Source organism: Streptomyces sp. NPDC008317, from assembly GCF_042955955.1.
GTDB lineage: Bacteria > Actinomycetota > Actinomycetes > Streptomycetales > Streptomycetaceae > Actinacidiphila.
In genome coordinates this window covers 674,859-700,221 of the sequence record NZ_JBIBFQ010000001.1, presented here as the reverse complement: position 1 = coordinate 700,221, position 25,363 = coordinate 674,859, and the positions used below count along the sequence as shown (strand labels likewise).

The 25,363-nt window shown below is 66.0% G+C and carries 23 protein-coding genes, 1 tRNA gene, 1 pseudogene and 2 CRISPR repeat arrays (1 of these 27 running past the window's edge); of the genes and pseudogenes, 15 read left to right on the top strand and 10 right to left on the bottom strand.

Features of this window, described 5'->3' with window-relative positions:
- Positions 1-719: direct repeats of the CRISPR family, unit length 29 nt; unit sequence GGGAACAGCCCCGCGCGGGCGGGGAGCAG (it extends 957 nt beyond the left edge of the window).
- Between the two features lie 807 nt (positions 720-1,526).
- Positions 1,527-1,877, top strand: a complete 351-nt coding sequence (locus ACFY9V_RS02905) for a hypothetical protein (protein WP_391158960.1) — start codon at positions 1,527-1,529, stop codon at positions 1,875-1,877.
- Between the two features lie 337 nt (positions 1,878-2,214).
- Positions 2,215-2,609: direct repeats of the CRISPR family, unit length 29 nt; unit sequence GGGAACAGCCCCGCGCGGGCGGGGAGCAG.
- 252 nt (positions 2,610-2,861) lie between these two features.
- On the opposite strand, the gene ACFY9V_RS02900 is transcribed toward ACFY9V_RS02905, so the two are convergent.
- Positions 2,862-3,428 carry a hypothetical protein gene (locus tag ACFY9V_RS02900; RefSeq protein WP_391158957.1) on the bottom strand — a complete coding sequence of 189 codons (567 nt, stop codon included), beginning with the start codon at positions 3,426-3,428 and terminating at the stop codon, positions 2,862-2,864.
- Between the two features lie 370 nt (positions 3,429-3,798).
- Here ACFY9V_RS02900 and ACFY9V_RS02895 point away from each other — a divergent pair, with 370 nt between their 5' ends.
- The 3 genes from ACFY9V_RS02895 to ACFY9V_RS02885 all read left to right on the top strand — a co-directional run bounded on the left by ACFY9V_RS02895 (position 3,799) and on the right by ACFY9V_RS02885 (position 7,637).
- Complete coding sequence (locus tag ACFY9V_RS02895; RefSeq protein WP_391158956.1) at positions 3,799-5,283, top strand: pentapeptide repeat-containing protein; 1,485 nt, start codon at positions 3,799-3,801, stop codon at positions 5,281-5,283.
- 133 nt (positions 5,284-5,416) lie between these two features.
- The gene (locus ACFY9V_RS02890) at positions 5,417-6,628 is read left to right on the top strand and encodes an amidohydrolase family protein (protein ID WP_391158955.1); all 1,212 of its coding nucleotides are present in this window, start codon (positions 5,417-5,419) and stop codon (positions 6,626-6,628) included.
- A gap of 85 nt (positions 6,629-6,713) precedes the next feature.
- On the top strand, positions 6,714-7,637 hold the full coding sequence (locus tag ACFY9V_RS02885) for an FkbM family methyltransferase (RefSeq protein WP_391158953.1): 924 nt from the start codon (positions 6,714-6,716) through the stop codon (positions 7,635-7,637).
- Between the two features lie 63 nt (positions 7,638-7,700).
- On the opposite strand, the gene ACFY9V_RS02880 is transcribed toward ACFY9V_RS02885, so the two are convergent.
- From ACFY9V_RS02880 to ACFY9V_RS02865, 4 genes are all read right to left on the bottom strand, one after another.
- Positions 7,701-8,225: a DUF6907 domain-containing protein gene (locus ACFY9V_RS02880; protein ID WP_391158951.1), complete on the bottom strand. Its 525-nt coding sequence runs from the start codon at positions 8,223-8,225 to the stop codon at positions 7,701-7,703.
- 13 nt (positions 8,226-8,238) lie between these two features.
- On the bottom strand, positions 8,239-8,670 hold the full coding sequence (locus tag ACFY9V_RS02875; protein ID WP_355336573.1) for an ATP-binding protein: 432 nt from the start codon (positions 8,668-8,670) through the stop codon (positions 8,239-8,241).
- Positions 8,667-9,419, bottom strand: coding sequence for a GntR family transcriptional regulator (locus tag ACFY9V_RS02870; RefSeq protein WP_391158948.1), 753 nt, complete (start codon positions 9,417-9,419; stop codon positions 8,667-8,669). Before ACFY9V_RS02870 ends, ACFY9V_RS02875 begins: the two co-directional genes overlap by 4 nt.
- Positions 9,420-9,731: 312 nt before the next feature.
- Positions 9,732-9,992, bottom strand: a complete 261-nt coding sequence (locus ACFY9V_RS02865; protein ID WP_391042154.1) for a hypothetical protein — start codon at positions 9,990-9,992, stop codon at positions 9,732-9,734.
- Positions 9,993-10,070: 78 nt separating this feature from the next.
- On the opposite strand from ACFY9V_RS02865, the gene ACFY9V_RS02860 reads away from it, so the two are divergent.
- Entirely contained in the window at positions 10,071-10,826 is a 756-nt protein-coding gene (locus ACFY9V_RS02860) for a UTRA domain-containing protein (protein ID WP_391158945.1), read from the top strand.
- Positions 10,827-11,091: 265 nt separating this feature from the next.
- Here ACFY9V_RS02860 and ACFY9V_RS02855 read toward each other — a convergent pair whose 3' ends face one another.
- From ACFY9V_RS02855 to ACFY9V_RS02845, 3 genes are all read right to left on the bottom strand, one after another.
- Positions 11,092-13,479 (bottom strand): hypothetical protein, encoded by a 2,388-nt coding sequence (locus tag ACFY9V_RS02855; protein WP_391158942.1) that lies wholly within the window; start codon positions 13,477-13,479, stop codon positions 11,092-11,094.
- A gap of 479 nt (positions 13,480-13,958) precedes the next feature.
- Positions 13,959-14,723 (bottom strand): glycosyltransferase, encoded by a 765-nt coding sequence (locus tag ACFY9V_RS02850; RefSeq protein WP_391158940.1) that lies wholly within the window; start codon positions 14,721-14,723, stop codon positions 13,959-13,961.
- Positions 14,720-15,508 carry a GntR family transcriptional regulator gene (locus ACFY9V_RS02845; protein ID WP_355336579.1) on the bottom strand — a complete coding sequence of 263 codons (789 nt, stop codon included), beginning with the start codon at positions 15,506-15,508 and terminating at the stop codon, positions 14,720-14,722. The genes ACFY9V_RS02850 and ACFY9V_RS02845 overlap by 4 nt, the downstream gene beginning before the upstream one ends.
- Before the next feature lie 369 nt (positions 15,509-15,877).
- Between ACFY9V_RS02845 and ACFY9V_RS02840 the strand changes: the two genes are divergently transcribed.
- The 10 genes and pseudogenes from ACFY9V_RS02840 (at position 15,878) to ACFY9V_RS02795 (ending at position 23,252) form a co-directional block, all read left to right on the top strand.
- Complete coding sequence (locus ACFY9V_RS02840) at positions 15,878-16,165, top strand: hypothetical protein (protein WP_391042146.1); 288 nt, start codon at positions 15,878-15,880, stop codon at positions 16,163-16,165.
- Positions 16,162-17,340 carry a hypothetical protein gene (locus ACFY9V_RS02835; protein WP_391042145.1) on the top strand — a complete coding sequence of 393 codons (1,179 nt, stop codon included), beginning with the start codon at positions 16,162-16,164 and terminating at the stop codon, positions 17,338-17,340. Before ACFY9V_RS02840 ends, ACFY9V_RS02835 begins: the two co-directional genes overlap by 4 nt.
- A gap of 98 nt (positions 17,341-17,438) precedes the next feature.
- The gene (locus tag ACFY9V_RS02830) at positions 17,439-19,535 is read left to right on the top strand and encodes a cell division protein FtsK (RefSeq protein WP_391158937.1); all 2,097 of its coding nucleotides are present in this window, start codon (positions 17,439-17,441) and stop codon (positions 19,533-19,535) included.
- A gap of 131 nt (positions 19,536-19,666) precedes the next feature.
- Complete coding sequence (locus tag ACFY9V_RS02825; protein WP_391158935.1) at positions 19,667-19,918, top strand: hypothetical protein; 252 nt, start codon at positions 19,667-19,669, stop codon at positions 19,916-19,918.
- On the top strand, positions 19,918-20,112 hold the full coding sequence (locus ACFY9V_RS02820) for a hypothetical protein (protein ID WP_391158933.1): 195 nt from the start codon (positions 19,918-19,920) through the stop codon (positions 20,110-20,112). The genes ACFY9V_RS02825 and ACFY9V_RS02820 overlap by 1 nt, the downstream gene beginning before the upstream one ends.
- Positions 20,113-20,143: 31 nt before the next feature.
- Positions 20,144-20,386 (top strand): hypothetical protein, encoded by a 243-nt coding sequence (locus ACFY9V_RS02815; protein ID WP_391042138.1) that lies wholly within the window; start codon positions 20,144-20,146, stop codon positions 20,384-20,386.
- A gap of 106 nt (positions 20,387-20,492) precedes the next feature.
- The gene (locus tag ACFY9V_RS02810) at positions 20,493-21,110 is read left to right on the top strand and encodes a hypothetical protein (RefSeq protein WP_391042136.1); all 618 of its coding nucleotides are present in this window, start codon (positions 20,493-20,495) and stop codon (positions 21,108-21,110) included.
- Between the two features lie 2 nt (positions 21,111-21,112).
- On the top strand, positions 21,113-21,421 hold the full coding sequence (locus tag ACFY9V_RS02805) for a DUF6303 family protein (RefSeq protein ID WP_355336585.1): 309 nt from the start codon (positions 21,113-21,115) through the stop codon (positions 21,419-21,421).
- Between the two features lie 165 nt (positions 21,422-21,586).
- Positions 21,587-21,757: pseudogene (locus tag ACFY9V_RS02800) on the top strand (helix-turn-helix transcriptional regulator); the annotation flags it as partial.
- 67 nt (positions 21,758-21,824) lie between these two features.
- A complete protein-coding gene (locus tag ACFY9V_RS02795; RefSeq protein ID WP_355336586.1) occupies positions 21,825-23,252 on the top strand; it encodes a site-specific integrase in 1,428 nt (475 codons plus the stop codon).
- Positions 23,253-23,406: 154 nt separating this feature from the next.
- Here ACFY9V_RS02795 and ACFY9V_RS02790 read toward each other — a convergent pair.
- Together ACFY9V_RS02790 and ACFY9V_RS02785 are read right to left on the bottom strand one after the other, a co-directional pair.
- A tRNA-Ser gene (locus tag ACFY9V_RS02790) sits at positions 23,407-23,493 on the bottom strand.
- 36 nt (positions 23,494-23,529) lie between these two features.
- Entirely contained in the window at positions 23,530-25,293 is a 1,764-nt protein-coding gene (locus ACFY9V_RS02785) for a trypsin-like peptidase domain-containing protein (RefSeq protein ID WP_391158930.1), read from the bottom strand.
- Between the last annotated feature and the right edge of the window lie 70 nt (positions 25,294-25,363).

The window sequence follows — 25,363 nt, the reverse complement described above, 5'->3', positions numbered from 1 at the left end:
CGCCGCCCGCCGCCGCGAGGGGAACAGCCCCGCGCGGGCGGGGAGCAGTTGTCCCCGGCGAACGTCACGATGCCGGTGTGGGGAACAGCCCCGCGCGGGCGGGGAGCAGCGTACAGGAGCTGGAAATCATCCCGACGTGCCGGGAACAGCCCCGCGCGGGCGGGGAGCAGGTCCTGGTCGTCTCGTGCGGCGGCGGCTTCGAGGGAACAGCCCCGCGCGGGCGGGGAGCAGAGGACGTAGGTGCCGTAGCCGTTGATGTCGTGGGGAACAGCCCCGCGCGGGCGGGGAGCAGAGTCGAACTCGTCGGGTGGCAAACCTCCGGCGGGGAACAGCCCCGCGCGGGCGGGGAGCAGTCCCAGCCGTCGGTGAGGAGCGACGTCAGCCCGGGAACAGCCCCGCGCGGGCAGGGAGCAGACGAGAGTGCCGTCGTGCGCCGTTACGCGGGTGGGAACAGCCCCGCGCGGGCGGGGAGCAGGAAGCAGTTGCAGGCGCTCGATCTCGGCTGCGGGGAACAGCCCCGCGCGGGCGGGGAGCAGCAGGAGCCGGGTAACACCTCATATTCGGTGTCGGGAACAGCCCCACGCGGGCGGGGAGCAGTTCGAGCTGGAAACCGACCTTTTCGCCGATTTGGGAACAGCCCCGCGCGGGCGGGGAGCAGATGGTGGAGCATGCGGGCACGGGTGCCCGTCAGGGAACAGCCCCGCGCGGGCGGGGAGCAGGTAAATGACCTGGGGCTTTATTCGGTTCGACGGCCAATTTTACTCACCTGCCGAGATTCGGACATATATTCCTTATTGCAATAATCTGCCAACACTCAGGCACTTCGCTACCAGGGCAAGACTTGCCCGCTCTTCGACACAGCAACGTGCAGGCGGGGAGCGAGCCCCACGACATCCTTAGCATCCATTGGCCACCCAGGGACCATGGACGGCCGAGAGGACGCAAGGAAGGAGAGCCCCGCATCGCCCTCAGGTGCCGGCGTTGTTGTCGCGGCGGGCCGGGGGGGAGGAGGAGATCACGGGCGGGGTGGGCTTCGCCGGTGACATTGCCCGAGACTCCGAGGTCCATGCGGGCGGCCTCGTGGAACGCGTTGATGGCGCGGAAGGTGGCGCGGTTGCGGTCGCGCCAGGCTTCCAGGGTGTCCGGGGTCTTGCCGGTGGCCTGCCAGTCGACGGCGAGGGCAGCGGCGTTGAGGTCGTGGGCGGCCTCAACGACGTCGTCACCGCCCAGAGGCGCGGCCCCGGGAACGGGAAGCGGCGGCCACGTCGGCGAGCATCTCGAAGCGTTCTTCGGCTGCCTCTACTACGCCTCGACACGACCCTCCGAAGCCGCAGCACTCGGCGAAACAGGGTGCCTCCTCCCCGACGAGGAGGACGAGGATGCCTGGGGCGAACTCGTCCTCTCCGAGTCATGGCCCGAAGTCGGATCGGGCTGGACCGACGACGGGCAGCCGTACGAGAAGCGCGGACTCAAGCGCCGTGCACGCAAGGCGACCAGATCGGTGCCGTCCGCCGGTCCTCGTCCGCATGTTCCGCGAGCACATCAGGACGTACGGCACCGCTCCGGACGGCCGGCTCTTCCGCGCTGTCGGCGGGGGACGCGTTCGCTCCACCGAGTACACCGAGATGCGGCAGGCGGCGGGGGGAAAGGTGCTCTCCGCCGAGGAGTTGGAGACGCCGCTCGCCGAGGTGCCGTACTGCCTGCGGCAGGCCGGCATCTCCTTGTGGATCAAGGCGGGCGTCGACCCGGTGGAGGCCGCACGGCGGGCCGGGCACAGCGTCGCCGTGCTCTTTCGCTTCTCCGCGAAGATCCTTCGCGGCGTGCAGGACCGGGCCAGCGAGCTGATCAGCCAAGCACTCGCTGACCAGGCGGGATAGCGGAGCGTAGTCCGCAGAAGGGGTCGCGAAACCTGACCACAGATTGACCACACGCACTGGTCATCGGTGGGATTCGGTGGCACACGAGCGGGACGCACAAAAGGTGGGGCCGGCTCCCGATCGCATCGAGACCCGACCCCACCTGCATGTTCACTACCTACCGCGGAGGCTGTGGGATTTGAACCCACGGTGACATCGCTGCCACGACGGTTTTCAAGACGGGTCAGCCGGACGGACCCTCTCCGCCTCTGACCTGCTGAAATGCCGACCCTGACCTGCGCTGAATCGATATCCGGGCCACCGGTGGGCCACAGCGATGTACCGCGCCTGCGGGCGGAAAGGCGTCCTCGCGGACGCGGGGAGCAGACACCGGTTGAGCCGGACACGTCTCCGGCCTTGGGAACAGCCCCGCGCGGGCGGGGAGCAGGGGATCAGCGGCCACTCCCTCGCGATGACCTTGGGAACAGCCCCGCGCGGGCGGGGAGCAGGCGGAGTCGTACAACGGCGGGTGGGCGAACCTGGGAACAGCCCCGCGCGGGCGGGGAGCAGGCGCCGCGCAGCATCACCCTGGACGTCAGCAAGGGAACAGCCCCGCGCGGGCGGGGAGCAGCTGGCCAGCCAGCTCGACCTGTCCAGCTCCACGGGAACAGCCCCGCGCGGGCGGGGAGCAGACCGGGCTGCGATTCGAGCCAGAGCTCTCGCTGGGAACAGCCCCGCGCGGGCGGGGAGCAGAGGAAGTGACCTGGTGCTTTACGCGGGTTGACAGCCGATTTTACTTACTTCACGAGACTCCGGCATATCTCCCCTCTCGTAATCATCTGGCGCATACTGATGCAATTCGCCATCAGGTCGATACCTACTCGCTCGTCAGCACAGCGACCCGCAGGCCGGGAGCGAGTCGCTCGTGTCAATCATTAGCATCGAATGCCACCCAAGAGTTGCGAACGGCCAAGGGACAGCAGCGAGTAGAGCGCTGCATCACTCTCAAACGCCAGCGTCATCGTCACGCCGGGCTGGCGGAAGCAAGAGGTCTCGGTCCGGGTGGGTGTCGCCCGTGACGGTGCCGCTGACTCCGAGGTCCACGCGGGCGGCCTCGTGGAACGCGTTGATGGCGCGGAAGGTGGCGCGGTTGCGGTCGCGCCAGGCTTCCAGGGTGTCCGGGGTCTTGCCGGTGGCCTGCCAGTCGACGGCGAGGGCAGCGGCGTTGAGGTCGTGGGCGGCCTCAACGACGTCGTCACCGCCCAGAAGCATGATGCGTTCGAAGGCGCGGCCCCGGGAACGGGAAGCGGCGGCCACGTCGGCGAGCATCTGGGACTCGGGGTCATCGCTGCGGCGGATGCCCTCGCGGTGTTCGTACAGCTCGACGGCAAGGAAGACGCTGGCACGGACCGCGTCGACATAGTTCTCGTATGCGTCGAGCTTCTTGCTGTCCCAGCGGGTGAGCTGTTCACGGCGGATGCGCTGCCGCTCGGTCCAGTAGTTGGTGACGTACGTGGTCATCGCGCCCAGGAGGACGGCCGCGATCGTCAACAGTTGCTCGGAGGTCCCCAAGCTGTCCCCATCCCCCACCCGCGAGTCGTAAAGATGTCTTGAGGATTTTAGGAGCGGGGACGGTTGCACCGCAGCAGGAGTCCGAGAACGCATGCAGGTTGTGAGCAGCCAGGGTGCGGCTGTGCCAAAGGTCCAGGCGGCAACGCAAGCAGGGTGCCCCGTGTATGAAGTGACCTGTTCCAATGGGCGCCGCCAAGGACTGAGGTGTTGCAGCTCCGCTCTCACAGAACAATCCCGATAGCCACCTTCCAGCCCAAAAAGTACGATCCCCCTACTCGCGAGCGAGGGGATCAGTACCCTCAGTTCGACCCTCAGGACTAATGAACAATATCCGAGCGGCCGACCAGAATAGAAGAAAAGAGGGCGTTTTATGTGGTCCACTAGCGAACTAGCACCATTCACTACCCTAGATTGGGCCGTGTGCGAAAGATATGAGTGTTACGGAGCGCAGGTAATGCGACAGACCTGCCTCTCACATCTATCGACTGAGGACCGCGCATCGTACTTTCGTGGCCTCGCACCTGGCTCTCATGTAGATCATCGCGGAACAGCATTCGATTCTACTCTACTGTCTCAACTGCTAGTCGCGGTAGGACGTCATCTCAAGAATGCTAGATTTGACGCAGCGACATTTTCCGGACCAGCAGACTTCTCCAATGTAACGTTCGACGGGGAAGCTTCTTTCCACGCGACCGGATTCCACGAAAACGTAGACTTCTCGAAATCAAAGTTCGGGAACACGCCTCAACTCGGGCCACTTTATTGCAGAACTTCAGTAAATTTAGCCGGAGCTGTTTTTCAGGCCCCGGTAACAATCAAGATATCGGCAAGCCAGGTCCGATGTATTCGAACGCACTGGGAGTCCACGGCGACGCTGCGACTCAGGTACGCACTACTGGATCTTGAGGATGCCGTCCTGGATCAACCAATGGCCGTCTCTGCTTCCCTACTGCCATTCAGAGGAGACGAGCGGACGGAGGCCATGACGACTTTCGGTAGTGACCCGGCCCCTCGTCAGCCCAAGCTACTCTCTATAGCTGGCGTAGATGCGGCACAACTTGTTATTACGGATCTAGATCTATCTCAGTGCATGTTTACTGGGGCATTTCATCTTGACCAGATCAACTTCAACGGTGACAACAAGTTCGCCGAGGCGCCCACTGGGATAGTTTGGAATATTGGGATTCCGACTAGATGGACTCCCCGCCGAATGCTTGCAGAGGAGCACTACTGGCGACACGACGCCGCCTCCTCCCCTAGGGCTCGGAATCCATGGAGGCAAAACCCTACCGATTTACACGTAATAAACAACGGCCCACGTCATATTGCCGCCAGCTATCGCCACCTCCGCAAAGCTCTGGAAGATGGAAAGAACGAGCCAGATGCCGCAGATTTCTACTACGGGGAAATGGAGATGCGGCGACATGATAATGATCGGCCGAGAGCTGAACGTGTGCTCATAAATGCTTACTGGGCCTTGTCCGGTTACGGGTTGCGCGCCTCGCGGGCTCTAGGTTGGTTGCTGATCGCGATGGTTCTGACCATTTTCATGATGATGGGGTGGGGTCTACCGCAGTCTGCTCCGCAACCTGATTTCACCGGGACATTGTCCCAAGGCAGGATCAAGCTAACTACAGACACTCCCGACCCAGTCGACCCCAAGGGCTGGCCACCGCAACTAACTAGTGATCGATGGGAGAAGTCTCTGCGCGTGGTTGTGAACTCCGTGATATTCCGATCTTCCAGTGACGACCTCACGACTTTTGGCACCTACACCGAAATGGCATCCCGGATCGCAGAACCTGTCCTGCTTGGCCTTGCAGTCCTCGCGATCCGCGGACGCGTCAAACGATGACCCCCGAAGCCCCTGCCCCTCACACGATGGCGTCCGGGCGCACCAGGCTTGCCGCTTGAGAGAGGAGCCCATACTCTCAATCTGACGATCCGTCAGATCAGTGAGTCCGGCCGGGTGCGTGAGGGAGTAGCCGATGGAACTGCCCAGGATCATCAGCGTGGACGATCACGTGATCGAGCCCGCGCATCTCTTCTCGACCTGGCTGCCGGAGAAGTTCCGCGAGCGGGGACCGCAGCCGCTGACGGCGGGGATCGGTGAACTGGCCTACATCGGCGGGAAGTACCGGTTCACCACCGATCCCGAGGGTCAGCTCACCGACTGGTGGCAGTACGAGGGCGAGTTCTTCCCGTACAAGCGGATCATCGCGGCGGTGGGGTTCTCGCGGGACGAGATGACGCTCGACGGGATCACCAGAGAGCAGATGCGGCGCGGGTGCTGGGACCCGGTCGAGCGGCTGAAGGACATGGACCTCAATCACGTCGAGGCATCCCTCTGCTTCCCCACCTTCCCCCGGTTTTGTGGACAGACGTTCGCGGAGGCGCACGACAAGGAGGTGGCCCTGGCGTGTGTGCGGGCCTACAACGACTGGATGGTGGAGGAGTGGTGCGGTGACAGCGGCGGGCGGCTGATCCCGCTGTGCCTGATCCCCTTGTGGGACGTCGACCTCGCGGTGGCGGAGATCAAGCGAAACGCTGCCCGGGGGGTGCGCGCCGTCACCTTCAGCGAGATCCCCACCTACCTGGGGCTGCCGTCGATCCACTCCGGCTACTGGGACCCGTTCTTCGCTGCCTGCGAGGAGACCGGCACGGTGGTGAACATGCACATCGGGTCGTCGTCGCAGATGCCCGCCGCGTCCCCCGACGCGCCTCCGGCGGTGCAGGCGAGTCTGAGCTTCAACAACGCGATGGCGTCGATGATGGACTTCCTGTTCTCCGGGGTGCTGGTGAAGTTCCCGCGCCTGACCCTGGCGTACAGCGAGGGCCAGATGGGGTGGGTGCCCTACGCGCTGGAGCGGGCCGACGACGTGTGGCGCGAGCACCGGGCCTGGGGCGGGGTCAAGGACCTGATACCCGAGCCGCCGTCCACGTACTACCGCAGGCAGATCTACTGCTGCTTCTTCCGCGACAAGCACGGCGTCGCGTCCCTGGACACCATCGGTGAGGACAACGCGACCTTCGAGACCGACTACCCCCACGTCGACTCCACCTGGCCCGACACCAAGCAGGTCGCCGCCGACCACATGGCGGGGCTGTCCGACGAGGTCACATACAAACTGCTGCGCGGCAACGCCATCCGGATGCTGGACCTGCCGTTCGACCGAGACCGTAAGGCCGCCGACGCCTGAGACCGCACCTCCCACGGCGAAGCTCTGAGAGTGGGCCGACCCGCAGTGCTACGGTTCCCGTTGGCCCCTGTGGAGAGGTGATCCGATGAGCAACCCCACGTCAGAGACGCTGGTCACCCTCGGGCGCTGGTACGTACGCAACGCGCCCGGGACCTTCGGAAAGGCGCCGCTGGCGGGTCGCTACCTCAATCCGCGGCTACGGGACGAGCCGCGGCGGCGCGTCATCGAATCCACGACCGGAGCCCGTTTCGCTGTCGATACCCAAGACCTCATCCAGCGATATCTCTACCTGTTCGGGGTATGGGAGCCGCGGATGACGCAGTGGCTCCAGCGGCGGCTCCGGCCCGGGGACACGTACGTCGATGTCGGCGCCAATGTGGGGTACTTCAGCGTGCTCGCCGCGCAACTCGTCGGCACCGAGGGGCGGGTCGTGGCGATCGAAGCGTCTCAGGCCTTCAACGACCGGTTGGAGCAGAACGCCCGGCTCAACGACCTCACCAACATCCGCGCCGTCCACACCGCCGTCTCCGACAAGCAGCAGACGCTCACCTTCATACTGGCCAGCTCCGCCAACATGGGCGCGAACAGCATCGTGCCGTGGGACGGTCCGGCGGAGTCGACGTTCGACATCGAGGCGTTCCCGCTGCCCGAGGTGCTTGAGGCGGAGGAGATCACCAAGGCGCGCGTCATCAAGATCGACGTCGAGGGCGCGGAGGGCAGCGTCGTACGCGGCATGGTGCCGCTGCTCGACCAGCTCCGGCCGGACGCGGAGATCACGGTCGAGGTGACCCCGGAGCGCATGACCCAACTCGGCGACTCCGTAGAGGAGTTGCTGGACTCAATGCGCGAGCACGGCTTCCACGTCTACCGGCTCGCCAACGAATACGCCGCAGCGACGTATCCGTCCGCACTACGCGGCCCGTCGGCCGTACCCGTCCGCTGGCGGGGGCCCGTCACGGACGAGAGCGACCTTATTTTCTCCAAGATGGACGCCGAGACGCTGCCGTAGCGCCAACAAGGCCCGGCGCTCCGGGAATTGGAGCACCGGACCTGTGCCCGTCAGGTTGCGGGATCATGTCGCGTGACGGCCGAGCCAGTCCTCGCGGGCGGCGACGAGCCGTGGCCGTACCTCGTCGTCCAACAGCGCCGCGTGAGCCCGTAACTTGGCTGCGACCTCGGCAAGAGCGGGCGGGGAGAGGGCGTGCATCCAGTAGTTGCCGACGATCTTGATGTTGACCACTGGCATCCTCGGCAGCGGGCCGCCGACGTACGGGTTGCAATCGATACTCGTCCGGAAGACCTCAGTCTCCTGCCCCTCTTCGCCATCGCAGGCGACCGGTAGACGCTGGCCGAGGAAGCGAGCCCAGTGGTTCATGTCGGCGAGCAGCGTGGGTAGTTCCTCAAGGAGTACACCCGTCTCGCTCGGGTCGGCCTCGGCCCAGTCGGGCAAGTAGCCCGAGGCGGTGCAGCCACAGGTGGTGGTGATGCGCCAGGTACGGCCTCCCGTTTCGGCGGCCTCGCCCGGCCTCTTCTCCGGCCCGAGCGCGGGCACCGACCCATCACGCGTACGGGAATCCGCTGCGTTGCTACTACTCACGGCGTGACCCCCTCTACTCGGCGTTGCCGTCGACACTGACAACCGCCCACACGAGCTTGCCGACTCCTTCGCGCTTGCTCACTCCCCACTGCGCGCCCGTGATCGCGTCGACCAGTGCCAGGCCACGCCCTTCCTCCGCGTCCGTCGGTACCTTCCGCAGCACCGGCCGCTTCTCGCTGGCGTCATGCACCTCGATCCGCACTCCGCCACCCTCGCGCTCGCATCGCGTCTCGATCTCACGACCGTACGGAGGGCGCGCGTGGCAAACCGCGTTGGTGAGGAGTTCGGACAGGACGAGTTCGGCTGATTCAGCCAACTCGCCCAGCCCCCAGGCATTCAGCACATCTCGCAGTTCGCGCCGCGCCTGTTGGACGCGCCGGGGGCTGCGAGACCACCGACGCACCCAGACCAGCGTGGCGCTCTCGGGACAGGGCAGTGCGCTCATCGCGTCTCCGCTTTCTTGTCGATCTTCTTGTCGGTCTTCTTGTCGATCGGAGTGACGAAGGCGACCTCCGCACGATCGCCGGGGAGTACGAGAAGGACGTACGCCAACACCTGGCCGTCGTCGGCGGTGATGGTGCGCTCGATCGAGAGGACGGGTGTACGGGTGGCGATCCGCAGCGACTGTGCTTCCGCCCCCGTGGGGAATCGGGCGGTGACCAGGTCGGTGCTGTTCGCCACGGGCTCGCCCGTCGCAGTGGTGAGGCTGCGGACGATGTCGTCAGCCCAAGGAGACGCGCTGACAGGGGGGTTCCTGACATCGCTGGTCGCACGGGTGACGGCGTGGGGAATGTAGAGGTGCGCGAGCCCCTGCGGGGAGTCGTCGCGATGGCTCAGGCAGACGTATTGGGTGATCGGCGCGTCCGGCGGTGTGCGGAGCCGGGCGGCCAGGTCTCCGGTCGCGGTGATGTCCGCTGAGCTGACGATCACTTGGAGACCGTCATCGCCATCGACGGCCACACCCGGGTAGGTGAGGCGTTGGGGCGGTCGGCGGACGAAGTTGCCGCGCCCCTGGAACTTCTCGATCAACCCCTCCGTGCGGAGCAGTTCTAGGGCATCACGGAGAGTCGGCGTACTGACGTGATAGCGGGCGGCGAGCCGGGTCTCCGGCGCCAGCCGCTCGCCGACCGCGAGCGCCCCCGAAGTGATGAGGCGGCGGAGGTCGTCGGCGACATGCTGATGGCGGGAAGTCATGGGGAGGCAAGCACCTCCCCGGCCAGCGCTGGGTTGCGTCGCCAGGCCCGTTCCTCAGGGCTCAGGACGTACGGGCGGACGAGCGGGGTGTCGTCGGCGAGCCAGATCACAGCGGCTTGTGAGCGCTGCGGGCGACGTAAGACAGGCCATGTCTGCGGGCTCACGTGCGTCGCGAACGGGCCCTGCACGGACGGGCGTTGTCGGTGACGTCCCGGAGCGGAGGCGAACTGTCGCGCTATCCAAGTAGCAACGCGGCGAATGTGGTTGAACACGCTAGTCAGCTCCTACGGCTGATGGTGGTGTCCCTCGGCGTCAGGTGGCGTCGGGAGACGTGGGGGTGTTCTTGGTGACGGCGGCCCATAACGAACGGCCGCGTGCGCCGCTGTCGGCGAGGCCGAACCAGTCCGCCGTGGCGAGCAGTGCCAGCACCTCGCCCCACGCTTCGGTGGGGAACGCGGCGGGCAGTGCCGCCTCAATCCGCGTGTGGTCCCGGTACTCCTTCACGGCCGGGGTGAGTCCTACGGCGGCGAGGCCCGCGCGGATGTCTTCGGTGCGGGCTTCGGGTTCGGGCACAACGCATCTCCGTCACCTCGGAAGCACTCTCAGTGAAGCTAGTTAACTAGATTAGAGCTAGTGGACTAGATTGTCCACATGCCTGAGCAGCCGCCCTATCTCCGCATCGCCGACGTGCTCCGCGAGCGCATCGAAAGCCAGGAGTGGACACCCGGGGACCGCCTGCCGTCCCGCGGCGAGCTGGCCCAGGAGCACGGCGTCGGCGAGAACGTCATCCGGCGCGCTCAGGAGCTGCTGATCTCGCGCGGCATCCTCGAAGGGCGAGCGGGATCAGGGACGTACGTGGCCGCGCCGCGCGAACGCGTCCGCATCGTGCGCGCGACCTACCGCGAGCAGGCTGGCGGATCGCCGTTCCGCGCGGACATGTCCGCGCTCGGCAAGCGCGGGACCTGGGAGAGCCGGACCGAGGCCAAGGTGCCGGTACCGGCTGACATCGCCGCCCGCCTCGGCATCGCCGAGGGGGACTTGGCCGTGCGCACCGCCTACGAGTTCCTGGCGGACAGCAAACCCGTCCAGCTCTCGACCAGTTGGGAGCCCTACGCCCTGACGGCCGGCACGCTGGTCGTGCTCCCGGAGGGCGGCCCGCACGCCGGCGCCGGAGTCGTGACCCGCATGGCAGAAATCGGCATCACGGTCAGCCACGCCGTCGAGCGCCCCGAACCCCGCGTCGCCACGACAGAGGAGGCCACACTTCTCGGCATCCAGCGCGGCTCACTGGTCACCCACATCAGGCGCACGTACTACAGCGACGATGGCCACCCGGTAGAGACGGCGGACATCGTGGTGCCCGCGGCACTCTGCGAAATCGTCTACGAAGTCCCCGTTAATAGCTAACGCTCACACATAGACGGTGTTCGACGGTGCCCCAAAGTTTGGATCGAGGGCCTAATTTCACGGTGACCGACGGCGACGCTGACGGTATGCCCTTTGCCTGCATGCGTTTGAGTAGTATCGGCGAGGTCGACCGCCAGTTTGTGACCACAGCGGTTTAAAAACTCTCAGGAGAATAGGCACTGGCACATTGAAGGGCATAAAGCTCCGAGCGCGCTTACCGCGCCCGCGAACGGCCCCAACTCGAAGCTGCACAGGAGCGAATACGCTACTCTTCCGCTACTTCCAATTTATCGATGGCCTTGATGGCCCTTTGGGACCGCGGCTTTCGCTTCGGATAGTCGGCCCACATTCGAGTGTAAGGCGAAGAAGTTTCCGATTGGAATCGCAATACGTGATTAGGAGCCGAAAATACCGCCGCGTTCATCACATGGTTTGCATCTCCCACACCGGGTAGCTTTAGCCATTCATATTGGTTCGGATTGTAAATGCTGAACTGAAAGCCTCTAGTGCTTGTCATGATCGTAGTGCTACGCCCATGACCATCGCTAGACTGTTTCGATATAGCGTAGGGTATACGGGCAAATCCGGAGTCCTCTATCATCTGGATGGCGGTCTTTATGACCTGAAGGCTTGTTCGCATCTTCTCAACAGGCGTTTCGTTTCTGCGTCCATGAAGCCAGTCATTGCGCGCAAGGTACACCTCTTCATTCACTAGGATCTTGCTCACATAGTGCAGAGAGCTGGCAATATTGGTGCGCGCCTCGTCTGTGAGATCAAGATACGGGACAGTGTGAAGAAACGGAAACTTCTGAAGATCTTGCTGCTGCGCCCACTCGGGTATTTGATCAACTGAACGCCTATAATTTTCCCTCTCACTCGCGATGTGAATCAGTTCTCCACCCAGAACTTGAAAGCCACGACATAGACCGTAGAGGGAGACATTTTCCCCGTATTCCAAGATGTTATCGGATGACCGTTCCGCTGCTCCTTGGAGCCAGTTGTGACTATTATTAATCTCATGATCGACCTGGTAAACGAAAGGCTTCTGGCTTATGACATGGTCGTTCGTTAGCGCCCAACTGGTGAAGCACAGACTGTCATCCAATATCGATTCCAACTCGACAAAATAGTTAGCTGCGGTTCCGCGGAAGTCGTCATAGGTAGGCCCTAGAGGGCTTCCGGGCACGCTCCGCACCATCTTTTCCATTTCGTCGTGCAGGCGCCAGAATTTCGCGTGTGGATCAGAGTCGAGCTGAGAGGCAAATCCTAGCTTCCACAAAATCAATGAAATAAAATCAGGATCATCTGAAGCACCATCTCGCAACCCGAGCACTTCGCAGGCCGTGATCGCATTGCTCTTCCTCGCAAGCACTAGGGACGTAAGCACACGCTCAGGGGAGCGCTTCTGTAGATAAATATCAAGTTTTGCTTCGAGAGATTCGGCTTCTTCTTCGCGCAGTTGCCATTCTAGTTCTTCTCTGTCCGACTCGGTTTCGAGTCGATACATGCTCTCGATGAGACGACGGAGGCGAAGCGGAGCCAAGTTCATTGTGTGCGACAAAAGATGGACGCCGTACGGCCCAATTTCTGCCATCATGTGAAACTTTCCGAATGCTCTCACGTTAACAATAGGAACTCGATATTCTCCTGTAGGAATCTTTATTTCTTTGGAGAAGACGAGGGTATCGAGGCAATTAACGATGTCTCTGTCATCAAGAGATAGGCAAAGTTGCATCATTTCCGCCCGACTTAGGTCTTTCGTTATATCTTCCGCTCTCCCTCGTAGCGAGAGCGAATCAGTTACGCTTCGCAGGCGTCCTTTCGTGTTATCGAGTAGCCATGCAGTTGAGCGCCTGAGTTCGTCGTCGGTCAATGCATCCCCGATCAAAGGAATAAGTCCGTCACCGATGTCATCGCGGGCAGATTTCATCTCCTTACTGAACAAATCGCTGAGGAATGACCCCCACGCACTCGGAGTTTCGCTCTCCTTTTTCATGAGGCGGACCATCTCAGGGCGATGCTTGTTAATCAAAGCAAGTTGAGACGTGCTCAGATGGACTTGGTGGATGGTGGAACAATTCACGTCGCTGCAATGCATCAGCCCAGGGTGGCGTTCCGGCGAGAAGAAACGCTTTTGTTGGCTAGTGAGCAGACCAAACGGACCTGTGACCATGTCGTGAACTTGGAAAACACCTTGAGGCGTGGCGTCAAGGAAATCAAGGGTTTGAGGTAGCGTCAAAGTTGCGGTCTCATCATTCAAATCGATCATGCGAAATGCTCGGTCGTAGAGCTCCCGCCCGAACGTGAAGGGAAAGAATATATCTTTCTTTCTAATCTGCTCACCGATTGCAGACTGGAGCGCGGTGTCATCCGTAGCGCTTACGTCTACGAGAAGATCTACCCAGGAAAACTCTAGAAAGCAGTACAAACGTGCTTCCTGATAAGGAATCTTCTTCCGGATTAGCTGCTGAACCTTTTCATCCCCATAAGGCGTCAGTTTTATGGCATCGTAGAAATCTTTCGATGGCCGGAAGTTGTTTGCTATCAAACATGCTGCTATTATCTCACTCATTGAGGTAAGTCGAAATAGCTTGGCTTGGAACTGCACGTCAGGGTACTTCTCGCATAGTTCCTCTTTAGACATCGGTTTCATGGAAACTCCCCCTCAAGCAGATTGTCACCAGTCTACGCGCGGGATACCGTGATGTCCTGGTTTCATGTGATCCAGACTGCGGGCTGGCTGAGAATGTCGGCAAGATCGTCAACGACGGCAGCTCCGACCGTCAGCAGTCGGCACGGGCCACAGGTACAAACCGGACTCCTGTAACCGCGCCTGCAGCCCCGCCCCTTGCCGCGACCACGTTCTCGCCCGCCTACAGTGCCGACCATCACCCGACGGGGTGCCGGACTGAGCGCGTACGGGTGGGTCGTCGAGTAGTCCTTCGCCTGGCTCCATGGCTTCGCTCCGCATGCGCCCGGAACGACAAGCCGACATCCACGGATGCGTTCTTTAACTCGCCAACTGCCCGATCACGCTCTGCGGCTGATCAACCCATTGTGATAGCTGCGGTAAGGCAGTATCCGACGCAAGAGATTCAACTGATACTGATCAGGAGGCTCTGCACGACGCGATTAGCGTGGATAGCGCCACTCATAGCCCTCGACTGCTCGCACCCGCGCCGCGACGACCGCCATGCGGGCTTCGCGTTCTGCCTCGTCCGTATGGGTGGGCTGGGCCGTGGCTTGGCCTTCCCACTTGCGGTAGAGCAGGCCGTATTCACGGGTGAAGTAGCCGCGGCTCACGACGTTCAGGGCCAGGAGGAGGCCGGTGTCTTCCGAGGCGGGGAGGGCCATCCAGCCGCCCAGGGCCAGGAGGAGGTCGCGGCGGACGAAGAGGGTTGCGGGGTGGACCTGGGCGCGGAAGTTGTGGGCTTTCCAGTGGTCGAAGACGGCGCCGCGTTCGACGGGGCCGCCGTCAGGGTCCTGGTCGAAGCCCGCGGTGGAGCCGTCAGGGAGGAGGTCCAGGACGCGGGAGGTGGTCCAGCCGAGGGTGGGGTCGGCTTCCAGGAGGGCCAGGTCGCGGGCCAGGGCGCCCGGCGTCAACTGGTCATCGGCGTCGAGGACTTTGACGTAGTCGCCGCCCGCGTGGGCCATCGCCATCATGCGCGCGACGCCGGGGCCGCCAGGGCGCCCCTGGCCGAAAGTCACACGCGGATCGTCAGGTACGAACGGGGCGACCGCGTCGCCCTTACCGTCCTCCTGGATGATCCAGTGCCAGTCCCAGCCGTCCGGAAGTTCCTGGCTGACCAGCGACTTGTACGCGTCCGCGAGATACGGCGCGGCCGGTTCGTGGACGGCGGTGATGACGTCGATGGTGCGCCGGGTCACGGCGTTCACCACCTTTCCAGGTCGGTGGTGAAGAGCAGTTCCGTGCGGTCACCGGGCAACGTGACGTCGGAGATGTCGACCGGGCGGCCCTCGATGTCGTACGAGGTCTTGCGGAGGACGAGGACGGAAGTCCCCGGTGGCAGCCCCAGCTCCTCCGCTTCCTCAGCGGTCGGCGGGCGGGCGGTGATGCGCTCCTCGATCCGGCCCAGCTCGATCCCCACGGTGAAGAGCTGGCTCTGCGTGCCCCCTGGCCAGGGCTCCTTGGTCTCGTCCAGGAGATCAGGGTTCTCCGCGACCACGTCCCGGACGAGGTAGGACCGTACGAGATTGAACGGCGCGCTCTCCGCCCGATACCGAGTGCGGTAGGTCCGCTCCAGAAGCGCGGTCCCGACCGGGACACCGAACGCCTCGGCGATCTCCTCCTCCGCCTTGATCTCGCGGTACGCGGCGTAGAAGACGAGGTCGTTCAGTTCGAGACCGGTGTCGCGCTCGGTCGAACCAGTCTGGGCCCGCTGGGGCTCGGGCTCGCGAGCGCGGTCTTTCTCCCACTGGTGACGGCCATTGGTGCGCTGGACGAGGGTCCGGGGGCGGCGGACGAAGTTGCCGCGGCCGTGCACCTTCTCGATCAGGCCCTCGGCCTGAAGCAGGCTGAGCGCTTGCCGGAGGGTCGGAAGGCTCTTCCCGTACTGCTCAACGAGCTTGGTCTCGGAGGGCAGTTGGTCACCAGGATGCAGTTCACCTGCACGGATGAGCTGGCGGAGATCGTCAGCGATCCGCTCGTATGCCTTGGCCATGGGGCCTCACCGTCCTGATCCGTTAGCAGCCCCAGGATACAAGTCATCAAGAGGTCTTGACGAGTGAGTGACCCATGCCTCATAGTCGTTTCCACTCCTAAAGAGGACTTGAGGACAGGTTCTCTTCAGGAGAGACGTGAGAAGGACGCCCGGAGGACCTCGTGACACGGGTCCGAAGGCAGCGCCGGTCCCTTGAGAACTCCATAGGGCGCCTGAACGAACGAGTGCTTTTGATCCCGGCACGGCGGCCCTGAGCTGCGGTGCCGGAGGTCATGACCACTCGCTCCCAGAGCCGGTGGCAGCAACAGCCGTCGTCAGATCGCAGACACCGCCGTCGGCTCTCCCACCCCTCAGCCTCAGGAGAGAGCCATGTGTACGTATGGAGGCCGCTGCGACGTCGTCGACGACGAATGTGAGTTAGCGGACGCCCCTGACCACTTCCGGGAACTGTTCCTCGGTCCCCCGGACGAGTCGGACGAACAACGCGCCGCCCGTGTGGAGGCGGCCCGCGAAGTGCTCGCGGAGCTGCTGGAAGAGGGCGCGTCCGACCACATCACCAGGGAAGACGCGCTCTGCGCACTGTGGCTCGGCGGCGTCGCGCTGCTGAGGAGCAGTCGCCACACCATGCGGCCGAGTCGGGCGGGGGAGGCGGCGTGATCGCGGCCCCGCCTCGACCCGTTGCCAGCACGCTCGACGCGGCGTACGTCTCCGTCGCCCTGGTCGCCGTCGCCCTCGTCTGGCTCATCGGACAAAAACGCAGCCGGGGTACTCCCGCCGTCCGGGTCGCCGCCCTCGCGGCGATCGGCTGCACCGCCTACAGCGCGGATACGTCCTGGCGCTTCGCCGCCGACTACCTCGACATGGCGGGTACGGTCGAGCGCGCCGCGATGTTCGGCGCCGCTGAACTCGCCCTGTTCGCAACCGCGTTGATGGCCCGGCAGAACCTCAACGGGCCTAACGCGGCGCCGGGCGTCCCCGGAGTCCTGGTGTGGGTCATCACCGGGGTGCAGATCATCCCGGCGTACGCCGAGTCCGGCCTGGTCGGCGGAACCGTACGCGCCTTCGTCGGTCCGGTGATGGCCGCGATGCTGTGGCACCTCGCCATGGGAATCGAGCTACGGCACCACAAGCCCGAGGCATCGTCCAACGGCTTCGGCGCCCTGGTCGCAAGGGAGTTGCGTGAACGACTCCTCTCTCGCCTCGGCATCGCCGAGCGGCAGCGGGACGCGGCGCAGATCACCCGCGACCGGGCCACCGTACGAGCGGTCGCTCTCGCGTCCCGCCTCGCCGAGATGAGTCCCACCGACCGTGGGAAGCGGCGCGGGCGCGGGATCGCGCGGCGCCTTTCCGTCGCGGTCGCCAAGTCCTCGGTCGGCAACGACCGCGAGCAGCGCCGCGTACTGCTCGACCAACTCGCCGCGCGGCGGAACGCAACCGCGCTGGCGACCGTTGAATTGATGTCGCCGTGGGATGAACGTTCACCGGACCCCACCGCGTTCGCCCTCGCCGCGCACACACGCGACGAGATGGCACGGGCCACCGCGAACATCCGCCGTTACCCGCGCACGCTGTTCACCGACCTTCCGCCGATGGATGACCCGGACGACGGCGGCCGATCACCTGAACGCACGCCCGCCAAGCTCGGTACCGCCGAGGCCATGGCGGCCATCGAGCGCGGTTGGGCCGACGGTCTCAGCGTCCGCGAAACGGCGCGGCGGGCGACACGCGCGCCGAGCTACGTACACGGCGTGTTCGTACGGCTCGACGCAGAACGCGGTCCCCGTCCAGTGAACGGACCGGCCGGATCAGCGCGTACGGCGAAGCAGCCTTGACGGCTCGCCGCTCACTTCTCAACACCGGGGCCCGGCCGCTGCTTTGGCGGGTAGGGCCAGGCCCCGACATTCCCTCCCAACCAGGAAAGGAATCGCCAGTGAACCACGACAGGCAAGACCCGGGGCGGGCGCCGTTAGCGCTCGCCCCGGAAGAGACGGCAGACCCTGACGGGTCGATCGAAGTCGACAAGCCCCGCAGCCCGACTGGCCCTGGGCTGATCGATCGCGTACGCGGCGCCAAGCGACGGCCGGTCGTCCCGGCGTGGGCGCGGTCGCGACGTGAGTTCGAGTCGGCGGCGCACGGCGTCGCCGTGTACGCCGGACACGTCAGTGCGTATCACGTGGTGCGAGCGCCCTGGTACGTGCTGCGGCTTACGCTTCGGGCGCCACGCGGTGCTGCCCGTTTCGTCGGCGGATCGCTGCGGTGGCTGGTCGACGCCGAGGGCGAGCCGCTGCGGCAGGCAGCGGCCACGCGCGGCGACATCGAGGAGTACCTGAAGCTCTCGCGGCAGCGTGACCGGCGAGTGCGGTGGCGTGCGGTTGTCGGCATCGTCTCCTCGGTCGTCGGGCCGGTCGTCGCCCTCGGGTCGTACGTCCTGGCGCCGGGCTGGCTGGTCGCGATGTCAGGTGTGGTGGCCACCGCGGCTCTGGGACGGCTCGGCCAACCGGCAGATGATCCGGTTATCCACAGGGCTGTGGAGATCCCCAAGGCCACGAAGCTGACGAGTGACATCGTGCTGCGGGCCCTCGGAGCGCTCGGCATCCCCGCGATCAACCAGGCTCAGGCCAAGGGCGGTCCCGGTTTCGCCTTCACCGCGCCCATCACCCGCGACGGCCCCGGCTGGCTCGCCGAGGGCGACCTCCCGTACGGCGTCACCGTCACGGACGTGATCGACCGCCGCGAACGGCTGGCGTCCGGACTGCGGCGTCCGCTCGGCTGCGTATGGCCGGAGGCGGTGCCGGACGAGCACACCGGGCGGTTGCGGCTGTGGGTCGGCGATCAGGACATGTCGCAGACGAGGCAACCGAAGTGGCCGCTTCTGGACGTCAAACCGCTCGACCTCTTCAAAGCGCAGCCGTTCGCTACCGATCAGCGCGGGCGGTGGGTGCTGACGTCGTTGATGTACGTCTCCGGGATCGTCGGCGCCGTGCCCAGGATGGGCAAGACCTTCCTACTACGGCTCTTGCTCCTGATCGCGTGCATGGACCTGCGCGCGGAGATCCACGCGTACGACCTCAAGGGGACGGGCGACCTGTCGACGGTCGGCCGCGTCGCCCACCGCTACCGGGCGGGCGAGGAGGACGAGGACATCGCCTACGCCCTCGCCGATCTCCGCGAGCTGCGCGCCGAGTTGAGGCGACGGGCGAAGGTCCTTCGCGAACTGCCCAAGGATCTCTGTCCCGAGTCCAAGGTCACGTCCACGCTGGCGGACATGAGGAAGCTCGGCCTGCACCCCATCCTCATCGGCGTGGACGAGTGCCAGAAGTGGTTCGAACACCCCACGTATGGCGCTGAGTTCGAGGAGCACTGCACCGACCTCGTCAAGCGCGGCCCCGCACTCGGGATGACGTTGCTGCTCGCCACACAGCGGCCCGACTCCAAGTCACTGCCGACCGGCATCTCAGCGAATGCCACGCTGCGTTGGTGCCTGAAGGTCATGGGTCAGATCGAGAACGACATGGTCCTCGGCACTGGCTCGTACAAGCGCGGCATCCGCGCGAATCTGCTGGCCTGGGCCGACAAGGGCATCGCGTGGTTCGTCGGCGAGGGCTCGGACGCACGGATCGTGCGCTCCGTCTATCTCGACGCGCCCACGGCTGACGCGCTCGCGCTGCGCCTGTACGAGCTGCGCAAGGCAGCGGGTCGCCTCACCGGGCACGCCCTCGGCGAGGAACCCGAGGGCGGAGCTTCCCCCTCGTACGACCTTCTCGCCGATCTGCTCACCGCCATCCCGGCCGGGACGTCAAAGACCTGGAGCGAGGACATCATCGCCCGCCTCGCCGAACTCCGGCCCGACGTCTACGGCGAGTGGAGCCCTGAGCAACTGGCCTCCGCCGTAAAGCCGTACGGCATCCGCACCGTGCAGGTGTGGGGCACGACGGAGGACGGCAAGGGCGCGAATCGGCGTGGGGTTCGGCGCGCCGACGTGCTCGCCGCCATAGCGCAGCGTGACGGCGACAGCGCCGCCGCTTAGCGACTCCGGCTAGCACCACACCCCGCTAGGTCTAGCACCCTCGCTAGCGCCCCAATGGTCCTCTGACCTGGCGTCTAGCCGCTAGCGACCCACTTCACGCATGCCCTGATTCCGCCCTGGAAGGGGTTCGCATGCCTTCGCTCGTCAGCGCTATAGCGCTCATCGTCATCGCGGGTCTCTGTTACGCCGCATTGTGCGCCGCGAGTCCGCTCGGCAGTTGCCGCAAGTGCCACGGCTTCGGCTTCAAGGTCAAGCAGAACCGGCGCGGCCGGATCGTGCGCGGCCGGGAGTGCCGACGCTGCCGTGGATACGGCCAACGGATCCGCGTGGGACGTCACCTCTACAACGTAGCCACCCGGCTGTACCGCGAGGGGGTCCGCTGATGGCCTTCAGCATTTCCGCCCTCGCGCTGTTCGGCGTCCTGCTGGCCCTGCTCATGCGCTACCGCGCGGTCGGCGCCGGGGCCGCCGCCGTCGCCCTGCTCTTCGGCTTCTACCTCGCACGCAGCAACGCCGCGCCCTCGATCGACCAGATCATGTCCGCGCTCAGGGACGCGATCCCCAGCTCCGGCAAGTAGCCGTCAAGTGTCCTCGTAAGGAGGCAACTTCATGTGCACGCCCGCACTCGCGGCATCCCAGCCGCGCATCTCCCTGATGGCCATCAGCGAACTCCGCGACGTCCTCACCGCCCTCGAACTCGGCCAGGGCCCCACCGCCGTCGCCGGTTTGATGGCCATCGACCCCGAGTCCTGGCAGGCCATCGAGCAGCGGCTCGCGGCCGTCGGCGGCGACCTGCGCACGGTCCTCCAGGCCGCCTCCGTCGGCGCCCCCGTCCTCCCGCACCTCGCCTGAAGGCCTGACGATCCCCTGTGCGTGCCCAACCCCTCGTCCCTAGGAGGGGGTTGGGCACGCGCGGAGGACCGGACAGCCCGCCCGGCCCGCCTAACGGAGGAACCCCATGCCCGACATCGCCCCGGACTGGCACCTCAGCCTGACCGACAGCGTGTACGCCCTCGGCGCAGCCGCCCGTGAACTGCGCACCGCCCACAGCCACGCCCGCCACACCGCGTGGACCGCCGACCCCGCACGCATCGTCCCCGTCGTCGGTGTCCTCACCGTCCCCGACGCCGAACCCGTCCGCCCGCACGACGAAGCGCTCTGGCAGCTCAGCGACCTCTACATGGTCCTGGAGCACCAGACGAAGGAGTTGTACGAGAACGCCGCGCTCGGCTACGCGCACGGCACCGCCGCAGCCATCGCCGCCGTCCTGCGCAGCGAGCGCCCCCGACACGTCGAACTCCCCCGCGACCGCCACGGCAACTACACCGTGACCGCGGACGGCATCCCCGACGTCAGCCAGTCCGTCACCAGCGACGCCGGAAGCCACGAACTCGCCGACCTCCGCGCCCTGCTCATCGAGAGCGAGCAGGCGCAGAACGCCGCCGAAGCCCACGGGGAAGCGGAGTTCTCCACCACCGTCGCCGACCTGGCGTACGCCTACGGCGAGCGCGCCGGGCGCACCCTCCAGCACCTCATCCGCTTCGCGGACGCCCACGGCTTCCTCCAGGCGGGTTGACCGTGGCCTACACCCGCCCCCTGAACGCCCACATGATCCACTCCTGGGACGGCGCCGCCTGGGAGGTCTTCGTCGCCGAGCCCGACGAATCCCGCTGGGCGCACGTCCCGTTCCCGGTCGGCGACGGTGTCCCCACCGTCAGCGCCCGTACCGCCGCTCTGCGTGCCCTCGGCTACGCACCGCTCACCGCCGACACCGCCTGGGAGTGGATGGAGACCTTCTTCGAGGGCGACCCCGAAGGCACTGTCTCCCTGATCGCCAGCGTCAAGGTCGCCCCGGCCACGCCGACCGACGACCCCACCGACACCTGACTCCGCCCGGGGCAGCGGCCAATCCGCCAAGAACACCCGCTGCCCCGGCCCTCCCATCCCGAACACGACACAGGAGGAGCCCCCAGCATGCCCCACAACTCGTCGCCCTCGCAGCGCGGCAGCCGCGCGCCGGGCCGCCCGCGTCCGCCGACGCGGCACCCGAGCCTCAAACTCCCCGAAGTCCTGGACGAGATCGGCATGTCCAGGTCCGCCTTCTACCGGATGCGGGCGCGTGGCAAGGCGCCGAAGTGCATCAAGTTGCCGAACGGCCAGCTCCGCGTGCGCCGCGGCGACCTCGACTCCTGGCTTGAGGGCCACGAAGAGTCCGCCTTCTGACGCCCTCCGAAACGATGACGTTGGGGGTGAGCGTCTCTCGGCGCGCGCCCCCACCCAGGGGAGAAGCATGCTCACCTACGACGTGAAAATTTGGGGCATCCGGAAACGCCCCGACCGCGCGACCCCCTTTCAGCTCCGCTGGCGGGTCGGGACAACACCACACTCCAAGAGCTACAAGATCAAGGAGCAGGCCGACGGCCGCCGTTCGGAGCTTTTGGCCGCACTGCGCAACCGCGAGCAGTTCGACGAGACGACAGGAGTCCCAGCGTCCGAGTTCCACCGTCTCCAGTCCCCGACGTGGTACGCGCACGCATGCGCCTACGCCAAGATGAAATGGCCGACCGCATCGGCCAAGCACCGCGCTGGCATCGCCGAAGCCCTCGCCACCATCACGCCCGTCCTCGTCAAGGACTCTCGGGGCGGACCGAAGCAACAGGCCCTCAGGACTGCCCTCTACTCGTGGGCGTTCCGGTTCAACCGTGATGACGTAACCGGAGAGTTGAAGCCTCGGCAGGAGACCGAGAGCGCCCCGGCGGACATCGCAGCCGCGCTGGAATGGATCACGCGCAAGTCTGTCGACGCGGCCGAACTCGACAAGCCGACCCACTTACGCGCTGCTCTCGGCGCCCTCTCCATCAAGTTGGATGGAACGAAGGCAGCGGAGACGACCGTCCACCGGAAGTACACGGTCTTCACCAACGCGCTTCGCTACGCCGTGGAACGCGAAATCCTCGCTTCGTTCCCCCTGGGGAAAGTCGACTGGAAGCCGCCGGAGACGGACGACGAGATCGACTTTCGGTTTGTGCCCAGTCCGGGGCAGGCCCAGCGGCTCATCGCCGCGGTGCGTGAGCAAGGGCCACGCGGCGAGCACTTGGCAGCGTTCTTCGGGTGCCTCTACTACGCCGCCATGCGTCCCGCCGAGGTCGCCGCCCTCGGCGACGACGCATGCCGCCTTCCCCCCGCGCCGAAGAACGGCACCGCGGAGAGTCAGTGGGGCGAACTCGTGCTCTCGGAGAGCCGCCCCGAGGTCGGATCGGGATGGACTGATGACGGCGTTTCCTACGACAAGCGCGGTCTGAAGCGCCGCGCCCGCAAGGCAACACGTCCGGTGCCGATCCCTCCCGTCCTCGTCGGGATGCTCCGCGCGCACCGGGCGACATACGGCACCGCCCCTGACGGCCGGTTCTTCCGGGCATCAGGTGGAGGGCGGGTCCGGTCGACGGAGTACACGGGGATCTGGAAGGCCGCTCGGAGCAAGGCTCTCTCGGCAGAGGACGGCATGACGCCCCTCGCCGAGGTGCCGTACAGCCTCCGTCACGCCGGAGTCTCCCTCTGGCTGAGTTCCGGCGTAGATCCAGTGGAGGTAGCCCGGCGGGCTGGGCACAGCGTCGCTGTGCTCTTCCGGTTCTACGCGAAGGTCATCAAGGGCCGCCAGGACCAGGACAACGACCGCATCTCCCGCGCCCTCGCTGAACAGGCCGAATACCCCGAGTGATGCTCACGAAGAGCCGTGGACCCGGTCCACGCGTGGTCCACACGCACTGGTCGACGGCGGGACATACGCGGGTCAGGGTGGGACAGGGAGCAAGACCAAGGGGTGTCCCGATTTCCGGGACACCCCTTTTGGCCTGCACATACAACTACCTCGGCGGAGGCTGTGGGATTTGAACCCACGGTGACATCGCTGCCACGACGGTTTTCAAGACCGTTCCCTTAGGCCGCTCGGGCAAGCCTCCTGGCGCGGGGCGCGGGGACAGCTTAGTGGGTGGGGGCTAGTTGCTGTCGCCGGTGCGCTGGCCGAGGGTGACGGTGGTGGTGTGGGAGGTGCCGTTGCGGGTGTAGGTGATGGTGGCCTTGTCGCCGGGGGAGTGCTGCCAGATCTCGCCGATGAGGGTCTGGCCGCTGTCGATGAGGGTGTCATCGAAGCGGGTGATGACGTCACCGGGCTTGAGGCCGGCGTTGGCGCCGGGGCCGCCGGAGGTGATGGCGGTGTTGGAGTCGGTGGAGATCTTGGCGCCGTCGCCCTGGTACTGGGTGTCGAGGCTGACGCCGATCACCGGGTAGACGGGCTGGCCGGTCTTGATGAGCTGGTCGGCGACGCGCTTGGCCTGGTTGATGGGGATGGCGAAGCCGAGGCCGACGCTGCCGCCCTGGGTGCCGGGGTCGCTGTTGCCCGCGGGCTGGATGGCGGAGTTGATGCCGATGACGGCGCCGTTGGCGTTGAGGAGGGGGCCGCCGGAGTTGCCGGGGTTGATCGAGGCGTCGGTCTGGATCGCGCTCATGTAGGAGGCGCTGCTGCCCTGGCCGTCGCTGGAGGCGACGGGGCGGTGGACGGCGCTGACGATGCCGGTGGTGACCGTGCCGGAGAGGCCGAAGGGAGCGCCGATGGCGATGGTGGCGTCGCCGACCTGCGCCTGGTCGGAGTTGCCGAGCGGCAGCGGGGTGAGCTTGACGCCGCTCGCGTTCTTCAGCTTGATGACGGCCACGTCGTACCCCTGGGCGCGGCCGATGACGGCCGCGTCGTACGTCTTGCCGTTGGAGAAGGTGACGGTGAGCTTGCCGCCGCTGGCCGCCGGGGCGACCACGTGGTTGTTGGTGAGGATGTGGCCCTCGGTGTCGTAGACGAAGCCGGTGCCGGTGCCGCTCTCCTGGCTGCCGCTGGCCTTGATGGTGACGACGCTCGGCAGCGCCTTGTTGGCGATGCCCGCCACCGAGGTCGGGGCGCGGTTGAACGCCTTCTGGCTGCCGGAGTCGGAGACGGTGGTCGAGGAGGTGGAGCTCGACTTGTCGTTGTGGTCGGCGATCGCGTAGCCGACGCCTCCGCCGACGCCGCCCGCGACCAGCGCGGCCACCAGGACGGCGGCGACCATGCCGCCGATGCCGCCGCGGCGCTTGCGGCCGTCGTTCGGCGGCGGGGGAACGTGCGTGCCCCAGGCCGGCGGCAGACCGCCGGGGCCGCCGGGCTGGCCGGTACCGGGCGCGTTCGCCGCGCCGTAGGGGGACGACGGCGCGGCGAACGGGTCGTGCGGCCCGCCACCGTGGCCGGACCCGCCGTGGCCCGCCCCGCCGTGGCCCGCCCCCGCGCCCTGCTCCGTACCCGACGCACCCGACGCACCCGACGCACCGAACGCGCCCGGCCCCGCGGGCGGCTGCTCCGCCGCGAACACCGCGGCAGGCGGCGTCCCGTACGGCGAAGGCGGCCCACTCGGCGGACCGTAAGGCGAGGGCGCGGGCGAAGAGGAAGAAGAGGACGGCGACGAGTACGGGTCGGCCGGGGCCCGGTACGGATCCGCGGGCGGCACCGGAGCCGCGTCCCGTACCTCCGGCAGGATCTCCGTACGCGACTCGCCGTCCGCGGACGCCGGGGGAGCGGCGGGCGCGGGCGGGGCGGCCGGAGGGGCCGTCGGAGGAGCGGGCGGCGGGGCGAGCGGCGGAGCGGCAGGAGGTACGGGGGCCTGGGCCGCCGAGGCACCGTCGGGCGCGGGCGCTGCCGACTCCGCAGCCGAGCCGGAGCCGGCTTCGTTCTCGGTGCTCACAGCGATTCTCCTCAGGGTCGGGACAGGTTCTGAACAGGATTCCGAACCGGGTGCGGAACAAGGTGGTGGG